This window comes from Stenotrophomonas sp. 1278 (assembly GCF_029892765.1).
In the GTDB taxonomy this organism is placed as follows: domain Bacteria; phylum Pseudomonadota; class Gammaproteobacteria; order Xanthomonadales; family Xanthomonadaceae; genus Stenotrophomonas; species Stenotrophomonas indicatrix.
On record NZ_JARXWD010000030.1, the window covers coordinates 39,119 to 47,212 of the forward strand.

At 66.8% G+C, this 8,094-nt stretch carries 8 protein-coding genes; 7 read left to right on the top strand and 1 reads right to left on the bottom strand.

The genetic code is table 11. The features are described 5' to 3' along the window. Positions 1-59 precede the first annotated feature (59 nt). Positions 60-353 carry a hypothetical protein gene (locus M2299_RS18490; RefSeq protein WP_099842280.1) on the top strand — a complete coding sequence of 98 codons (294 nt, stop codon included), beginning with the start codon at positions 60-62 and terminating at the stop codon, positions 351-353. Positions 354-575: 222 nt separating this feature from the next. On the opposite strand, the gene htpG is transcribed toward M2299_RS18490, so the two are convergent. Further along, positions 576-2,468: a molecular chaperone HtpG gene (htpG, locus tag M2299_RS18495; protein WP_140227157.1), complete on the bottom strand. Its 1,893-nt coding sequence runs from the start codon at positions 2,466-2,468 to the stop codon at positions 576-578. A gap of 584 nt (positions 2,469-3,052) precedes the next feature. On the opposite strand from htpG, the gene rsmD reads away from it, so the two are divergent. The 6 genes from rsmD to M2299_RS18525 all read left to right on the top strand — a co-directional run bounded on the left by rsmD (position 3,053) and on the right by M2299_RS18525 (position 7,901). Then, positions 3,053-3,649, top strand: a complete 597-nt coding sequence (rsmD, locus tag M2299_RS18500; protein WP_318532791.1) for a 16S rRNA (guanine(966)-N(2))-methyltransferase RsmD — start codon at positions 3,053-3,055, stop codon at positions 3,647-3,649. A 26-nt stretch (positions 3,650-3,675) separates the two neighbouring features. Next, a complete protein-coding gene (coaD, locus tag M2299_RS18505) occupies positions 3,676-4,185 on the top strand; it encodes a pantetheine-phosphate adenylyltransferase (protein ID WP_008267036.1) in 510 nt (169 codons plus the stop codon). Positions 4,186-4,263: 78 nt separating this feature from the next. Further along, the gene (locus M2299_RS18510) at positions 4,264-4,755 is read left to right on the top strand and encodes a hypothetical protein (protein ID WP_025878827.1); all 492 of its coding nucleotides are present in this window, start codon (positions 4,264-4,266) and stop codon (positions 4,753-4,755) included. Positions 4,756-4,887: 132 nt separating this feature from the next. After that, on the top strand, positions 4,888-5,169 hold the full coding sequence (locus M2299_RS18515; RefSeq protein WP_025878828.1) for a YfhL family 4Fe-4S dicluster ferredoxin: 282 nt from the start codon (positions 4,888-4,890) through the stop codon (positions 5,167-5,169). Beyond that, complete coding sequence (gene ggt / locus M2299_RS18520) at positions 5,166-6,893, top strand: gamma-glutamyltransferase (RefSeq protein ID WP_059063811.1); 1,728 nt, start codon at positions 5,166-5,168, stop codon at positions 6,891-6,893. The genes M2299_RS18515 and ggt overlap by 4 nt, the downstream gene beginning before the upstream one ends. 120 nt (positions 6,894-7,013) lie before the next feature. Beyond that, positions 7,014-7,901, top strand: a complete 888-nt coding sequence (locus M2299_RS18525; RefSeq protein WP_025878830.1) for an MBL fold metallo-hydrolase — start codon at positions 7,014-7,016, stop codon at positions 7,899-7,901. Positions 7,902-8,094 lie beyond the last annotated feature (193 nt).

Sequence of the window (8,094 nt, forward strand, 5' to 3'; positions counted from 1 at the left end):
CAGCTACGCGGCCGTTAACCGGTCCGGAGGGCTGCGTTGGGTGGCCTGGGAGACCGCCGATGAACGATGTGACAGGTGTTGCGCTCAGCGGGATGCGTGCGGCCCAGCAGGGCGTGCAGGTGGCCGCACACAATGTGGCGACCCCGGATGCGCCACGACTGCAACTGCAGCGCGATGCCGCAGCGCAGGGCGGGGTGGACACCCGCGTGACGTCCCATGGCGACACCGATCCGACCGCACCGCTGGGCGACCTGTTGGCTGCCAAGGCCGAGGTGGTGGCCTTCGCCGCCAATGCCGCGCTGATCCGTCGCGAGGACCAGATGCTGGGCTCGCTGCTGGATCGGCAGGCCTGATCCGACCGCATCTGGGATGGGTCTGATCCGACCTGCTCTGGTAGGTGCCAACCTTGGTTGGCACGCTTTTGCAGTCAAGCCATGCTCGGCAGCTTTTCAAGCGCCAACCAAGGTTGGCATCTACCAGGCCAACAGCAGCGCCAACCAAGGTTGGCATCTACCGGGGCAATGGCGGTGCCAACCGAGGTTGGCACCCACCAGGCCGGGCGATCCCGGCATCGGTCAGGCCGACAGCTCCAGCAGCAGCTTGTTCAGACGGGCCACATAGGCACCCGGGTCCTTCAGGCTGTCGCCGGCGGCCAGTGCGGCCTGGTCGAACAGCACCCGGCCCAGGTCGTCGAAACGTGCGCCATCGGCTTCGGCATCCAGCTTGGCGATCAGCGGATGACCCGGGTTGATCTCCAGCACCGGCTTGCTGTCGGGCACCTTCTGGCCGCTGGCTTCCAGGATCTGGCGCATCTGCAGGCCCAGGTCCTGTTCGCCGATGGCCAGCACCGCCGGCGAATCGGTCAGGCGGTGCGACACGCGCACTTCGGCCACGTCATCGCCGAGCACGTTCTTCAGGCGCTCGACCAGGCCCTGCTTCTCCTTCGCTGCGGCTTCCTGCTCCTGCTTGTCCGCTTCGCTCTCCAGCGCGCCCAGGTCGAGGTCGCCGCGGGCGATGTCGACGAAGCCCTTGCCGTCGAAATCGGTCAGGTAGCCCATCAGCCACTCGTCGATGCGATCGGTCAGCAGCAGGACTTCGATGCCCTTCTTGCGGAACACTTCCAGGTGCGGGCTGTTGCGCACCTGGCTGTAGCTCTCGCCGGTCAGGTAATAGATCTTGTCCTGGCCTTCGGCCATGCGGCCGATGTAGTCGGCCAACGAGACGGTCTGCGCATCGGCCTCGCCACGGGTGGAAGCGAAGCGCAGCAGGCCGGCGACCTTCTCACGGTTGTTGTAGTCCTCGGCCGGGCCTTCCTTCAGCACCTGGCCGAATTCCTTCCAGAACGTGGCGTACTGCTCGGGCTTGTCGCTGGACAGCTTCTCCAGCATGTCCAGCGAACGCTTGGTCAGCGCTGCCTTCATCGAATCGATGACCGGGCCGGACTGCAGGATCTCGCGCGAGACATTCAGCGACAGGTCGTTGGAATCGACCACGCCCTTGATGAAACGCAGGTACAGCGGCAGGAACTGCTCGGCCTGGTCCATCACGAACACGCGCTGCACATACAGCTTCAGGCCCTTGGGTGCATCGCGGTGATACAGGTCGAACGGCGCGCGGCCCGGCACGTACAGCAGCGAGGTGTACTCCAGCTTGCCTTCGACCTTGTTGTGGCTCCACGCCAGCGGGTCGCTGTGGTCGTGGGCGACGTGCTTGTAGAACTCGGTGTACTCCGCATCGCTGATCTCGGTGCGCGGGCGGGTCCACAACGCGCTGGCGCGGTTGACGGTTTCCCACTCGATCGCGGCGCCTTCTTCGCCGCCTTCCTTGGGCATCTGGATCGGCAGGCCGATGTGGTCGGAGTACTTCTTGAGGATGCTGCGCAGGCGCCAGCCGTCGGCGAAGTCGTGCTCGCCGTCCTTCAGGTGCAGGACGATGCGGGTGCCGCGCTCGGCCTTGTCGATGGTGGCGACATCGAAATCGCCTTCGCCACGCGAGGTCCAGCGCACGCCTTCATTGGCGGCCAAGCCTGCGCGGCGCGAAGTGACTTCCACTTCGTCGGCGACGATGAAGGCGCTGTAGAAGCCGACGCCGAACTGGCCGATCAGCTGCGAGTCCTTCTTCTGGTCGCCGGACAGCTGGCGCAGGAAGTCGCCGGTGCCGGACTTGGCGATGGTGCCGAGGTGGGTGATGGCATCGGCGCGGCTCATGCCGATGCCGTTGTCTTCGATGGTGATGGTGTGGGCGGCCGGATCGAAGCTGACGCGCACGCGCAGCTCGCTGTCGCCTTCCAGCAGCTCAGGCTGGGTCAGGGCTTCGAAGCGCAGCTTGTCGGCGGCGTCGGCGGCATTGGAGACCAGCTCGCGGAGGAAGATCTCCTTGTTGGAGTACAGCGAGTGGATCATCAGCTGCAGCAACTGCTTGACTTCGGTCTGGAAGCCAAGGGTTTCGGTCTGGGTCGTCTCGGTCATCGGGTAGGGCTCCATGTGCGGTGCCGCGCAAGCGCGTGCGGCCTCGCCAAGGGGTAGGGGTGATTGTCCCGAAATCAAGGGGTTGGTCGGCCGGGCTGCGCCCGGCACCGGCCGAGGCCAAAGCAACAGCAACAGCAACAGCGGGCATTCCGTGGGATGGCGGGGCACTGTGGGTTTGCGGGGACGCCGTAAACCCGTCCATGGGGGCTTGGTCGCGGCATCCATGCCGCTCACACCCCGCAAACCCACAGTGCCCCGCCTTCGACAGATCGTCGCGACCTGCAGTAGATCCACGCCATGCGTGGATGAAATCTCTCAGATATCGAAATCCCCCAAGAGCCGTTTGACAGATCGCAGGAAACTGTCGAAGGCGGGGTGGGTCCGGTTGCGGGGGCGTGAGCGCCATGGATGGCGCGACCGAGCCTCCATGGACGGATTTACGGCGGCCCCCGCAACCGGGGCCACCCCGCCAATCCGCAGGAAGCCAGCTTTTGACGTTGCTTCGGCCGTTGCTTCGGCCTCTGCGGGTGCCGGGCGCAGCCCGGCCGAACTACAATCCCGCTCATGCTGAAATTCTCGAATGAATCTCGCCAGGGGCGCCTGTGAGCGGCCGAGGTGGCAACGAAGGCCAGGTGCGCATCATCGGTGGGCGCTGGCGCAATACCCGACTGCCGGTTCCGACCCTGCCGGGCCTGCGGCCCAGCAGCGACCGCGTGCGTGAGACCCTGTTCAACTGGTTGATGCCCAAGCTGGGCGGGGCGCGCGTGCTGGACCTGTTCGCCGGCAGCGGCGCGCTGGGGCTGGAGGCGGTCTCGCGGGGGGCCACGCATGCCACCCTGGTCGAGCGCGATCCGCAGCTGGCGCGCAACCTGTCGGCGGCCGTGGCCAGACTGCAGGCGGGTGACGTCGTGACCGTCGCCCAGGCCGATGCGCTGCGCTGGCTGCAGGCCGCGCCGGCACAGCAGGCGGATCTGGTGTTCATCGACCCGCCGTTCGCCGATGGCCTGTGGCAGGACGTGCTGGCCCAGCTGCCGCGGCACCTGGCCGCCGATGCCTGGCTGTACCTGGAATCGCCGGCCAGCCACGTGCCGGTGCTGCCCCCGGAATGGCTGCTGCACCGCGATGGCGGCACCCGCGAGGTGCGCTTTGCCCTGTACCGCCGCGCCGCTGCTACACTTTGACCTCATCTGAACATCTGCGACCGCCCATGACCGTGGCCAACCGCCGCATCGCCGTCTATCCCGGCACGTTCGACCCCATCACCAATGGTCATATCGACCTGGTGAGCCGGGCCGCGCCGCTGTTTGAAAAGGTCGTGGTGGGCGTGGCGCAGAGCCCCTCGAAGGGACCGGCCCTGCCGCTGGAACAGCGCGTGCAGCTGGCGCGTGGCGCCCTGGGCCACCACAGCAACGTCGAGGTCATCGGCTTCGATACGCTGCTGGCCCATTTTGTACGTTCGGTGCAGGGCGGTGTGCTGCTGCGCGGGCTGCGCGCGGTGTCCGACTTCGAGTACGAATTCCAGATGGCGAGCATGAACCGCCACCTGATTCCGGAGGTCGAGACCCTGTTCCTGACCCCGGCCGAACAGCACAGCTTCATCTCGTCCTCGCTGGTCCGCGAGATCGCACGCCTGGGTGGCGATGTGTCCGGCTTCGTGCCGGCCGCCGTGCTCGAGGCGCTGCGCAAGGTCCGCGAAGCGAAGTCGGCGCAGTCGTAAGCCCTGGCCAGCAGTAGATCCTGTAGCACCACGCATTCCATTACGCACACCAACACGCAACATTCCGGGAGGAAACCCATGAACAACACCATGCGCGCGATGCTGATCGCTTCGTTTGCCCTGGCTTTCACCGCCTGCAAGAAGGAAGAAGCCGCTCCGGTCGACGAAGCCAAGCAGGCGCTGGTCGCGCCGGCCAAGGAAGACGACGCAGGCTGGAAGAAGTACCTGCAGGAAGTGGCCATCCAGAACATGGGCAACATCACCAACAGCCCGTTCCTGTACTACCTGTCGCCGGAATCGGATCCGGACTTCCAGGCCAAGTACGAGCGCCAGACCGAAAGCGCGACCCAGGCCGTGGCCCGTGGCGTGCAGCCCGGCAACATGCTGGCCTTCGGTTCGTCGGCCTCGGGCAAGATGGCTGACATGATCCAGACCGTGTTCAAGGATGTCTCGCCGGATTCGATGAAGGGCGTGCGCGTCGTCTTCATCGGCCAGTCTGCCGACAACGCCCGCGTGCAGGCCGTGGTCCAGCCGACCGGTGCCGAGTACATTTTCGTCGAAGCCAAGTAAGACCGAGCCGAGGCGGTCGTGCTTCGGCACGGCCCGGGCGGCGCCCTGCGATGGGCGCCGCTGATGACCTGACCGGCCCGCGCGCCCGCGCAGGCCGGTCCTTGTCCCAAGGCGCGGGCGTGGAGTATCGCCATGTCGCTGAAAATCAATGAGCTCTGCGTCAACTGCGACGTATGCGAGCCGGCCTGCCCGAACCAGGCCATCACGATGGGTGAAACCATCTACGTGATCGACCCCGCCCGCTGTACCGAGTGCGTGGGCCATTTCGACGAACCGCAGTGCGTGGTCGTCTGCCCGGTCGAATGCATCGACCCCGATCCGGACATCGTCGAAACCGAAATCGAGCTGCTGGCCAAGTTGCGCCAACTGCAGCACGATCATCCCGAACTCTATGCGGAGCCCCCATCCGAATGAAGTCGTTCGCCCGCCCCCTGTTGCTGCTCGGCCTGCTGCTGAGTTCCGTCGCCTGGGCTGATGCCCCGGTCCGTGCCGAGCGCCCCGATGGCGCGGCCATCGCCAGCGGTCACGCCCTGGCCACCCAGGCCGGTGTCGACATCCTGGCCCAGGGCGGCAACGCCTTCGACGCGGCGGTGGCGGTGTCCTCCACCCTGGCAGTGGTCGAGCCGATCAGCTCCGGTCTCGGTGGCGGCGGCTTTTTCCTGCTGCATGATGCGGCCACCGGCAAGGACGTGATGCTGGACGCGCGCGAGACCGCGCCGGCCGCGGCCACGCCGCAGGCCTTCCTCGACAAGAAGGGTGACCTGGACCGCGACCGCTCGGTCAACGGCCCGTGGTCGGCCGGCATTCCGGGCCTGCCGGCGGCGCTGGTCGAACTGTCGGCCAAGCACGGCAAGCTGCCGCTGTCAGCGTCGTTGCAGCCGGCGATCCGCATCGCGCGTGAAGGCTTCCCGGTGTACGACCGCATGGCCAAGGGCTATGCCTCGCGCCGTGAAGTGATGGAGCGTTATCCCGGTACGCGCGAGGTCTATCTGCGCAATGGCAAGCCGATCGCCACCGGTGACCTGTTCAAGCAGCCGGAACTGGCGCAGACCCTGGAGCGCCTGGCGGCCGGTGGCTTCGACGGCTTCTACAAGGGCCAGACCGGCAAGCTGCTGCTGGCCGGCGTGAAGCAGGCGGGCGGCAAGTGGACCGCCGAAGAGCTGGCCGGCTACCGCGTCAAGCAGCGTGCGCCGATCGTCTTCAACTACAACGGCTGGAAGATCACCACCGCACCGCCGCCGTCCTCCGGTGGCATCGCCCTGGCCAGCATGCTGCAGATCCTGGAAGGCTGGGACATCAAGCAGATGGATGCCGCGCACCGCACCCATCTGGTGGTCGAGTCGATGCGTCGTGCCTACCGTGACCGCACCTTCTTCCTCGGCGATCCGGATTTCGTGCAGATCCCGCAGAAGGTGCTGGCCAGCAAGGATTACGCGCAGGGCCTGCGCGCCACCATCCACCCGGAAAAGGCGACCCCCAGCGACCTGCTGTCGGGCAACCCGACGCCGCTGGAGGATGACGAGACCACCCATTTCTCGATCATCGACCGTGATGGCAACCGTGTCGGTGCCACCCAGACCGTCAACCTGCTGTACGGCTCGGGGCTGATTCCGAAGGGCACCGGCGTGCTGCTGAACAACGAGATGGACGACTTCGCGCTGAAGCCGGGAACGCCCAACGCCTTTGGCGTGATGGGCTACGCGGCCAACGCGCCGAAGCCGGGCAAGCGCATGCTCAGCTCGATGACGCCCACCTTCATGGAAAACGACGACAAGGTGATCGTGCTGGGCACGCCCGGTGGCAGCCGCATCATCACCATGGTGCTGCTGGGTATCCTGGGCTACGACGCTGGCCTGGATGCGCAGCAGGTCGCCGCGCTGCCGCGCTACCACCACCAGTGGCTGCCGGACCTGATCGAAGCGGAAAGCAATGCTTTCGACGCTGGCACCATCAAGCAGCTGCAGGCGATGGGCCACAAGATCGACCTGCCGGGCGAGGTCGCTGCCGGCGGCCGCGGCTCCAGCCACGTGTGGGGCAACCTGCAGACGGTGGAGTGGGACCGCAAGGCCAACAAACTGTTTGGCGGCAGTGACCCGCGCAACCCGGTCGGCAGTGCCCAGATTGTGCCGGCTCCCTGATCCGGCGGCAGCGCCGGGCCATGCCCGGCGGACGCAAACCTGAGAACCCCGCCCGCAACGGCGGGGTTTTTCATTTTCCCACTAGCGATTATTTAACGAGCGGCCACCGATAATTGCGTCATGAAACTATGGTCGATCCGCGGTAATACCCAACGCCTGGATGGCGGTGCAATGTTCGGCAACGCGCCGCGCGCGTTGTGGGAAAAGTGGGCAGCACCGGATGAGCTCAACCGCATCGAGCTGGCCTGTCGTGCGTTGTTGGCGAGCCCGCTGGAAGGCAAGACGGTGCTGTTCGAAACCGGCATCGGTGCGTTCTTCGAGCCGCGCATGCGCGAGCGCTATGGCGTGCAGGAAAGCCAGCATGTGCTGATCGATTCGCTGCGCGAAGCCGGCTTCGAGCACGAAGACATCGACGTGGTGGTGCTCAGCCATCTGCACTTCGACCACGCCGGCGGCCTGTTGGCCGCGTGGCACGAAGGCCGTGAACCGGAACTTCTGTTCCCCAATGCTACGTACGTGGTCGGGGCGCAGCATTGGCAGCGCGCGCTGCAGCCGCACCCGCGCGATCGCGCCAGCTTCATTCCAGAACTGCCGGGCCTGCTGCAGGCCAGTGGCCGCCTGGAAGTGGTGGACGGCGAGTATTCGAAGGTGCTGGGCCACAGCGTGCGTTTCAGCTACAGCGACGGGCACACGCCGGGGCTGATGCTGGCCGAGATCGTCGGGCAGGCACGCGCAGGCGAGGGGGCGCACGGCGGCGTGGTGTTCTGCGCCGATCTGATTCCGGGTCGCTCGTGGGTGCACGTGCCGATCACCATGGGGTACGACCGCAACGCCGAGCTGCTGATCGACGAGAAGCGACAGTTCCTGGAAGACAAGCTGGCGCGCAACGTGCATCTGTTCTTCACCCATGATCCGCAGGTGGCGCTGGCGCAGGTCGGGCGGGATGAGAAGGGACGTTTCGTGACGCTGCATGAGCAGGGCGAACTGAAGGCGCGCGCGCTGGGGTGAGGTTGGCCGGCAGGGCTGCGCCCTGCACCCGCCGAGGCCGGAGCCGGAGCAACAGCAACACCGGGCTATCCGTGGGGTGGCGGGGGGGGGGGGGGGGGGGGGGGGGGGGGGGGGGGGGGGGGGGGGGGGGGGGGGGGGGGGGGGGGGGGCGCCGGGGGCCCCCCGCCGCCCCCCCCCCCCCCCCCCCCCCCCC

Coding starts and splice junctions, on each gene's coding strand:
- ggt (WP_059063811.1), top strand. CDS start 5,166: ATGAAGTCGTTCGCCCGCCCCCTGTTGCTGCTCGGCCTGCTGCTGAGT.
- coaD (WP_008267036.1), top strand. CDS start 3,676: ATGACCGTGGCCAACCGCCGCATCGCCGTCTATCCCGGCACGTTCGAC.
- M2299_RS18525 (WP_025878830.1), top strand. CDS start 7,014: ATGAAACTATGGTCGATCCGCGGTAATACCCAACGCCTGGATGGCGGT.
- htpG (WP_140227157.1), bottom strand. CDS start 2,468: ATGACCGAGACGACCCAGACCGAAACCCTTGGCTTCCAGACCGAAGTC.
- M2299_RS18490 (WP_099842280.1), top strand. CDS start 60: ATGAACGATGTGACAGGTGTTGCGCTCAGCGGGATGCGTGCGGCCCAG.
- M2299_RS18515 (WP_025878828.1), top strand. CDS start 4,888: ATGTCGCTGAAAATCAATGAGCTCTGCGTCAACTGCGACGTATGCGAG.
- M2299_RS18510 (WP_025878827.1), top strand. CDS start 4,264: ATGAACAACACCATGCGCGCGATGCTGATCGCTTCGTTTGCCCTGGCT.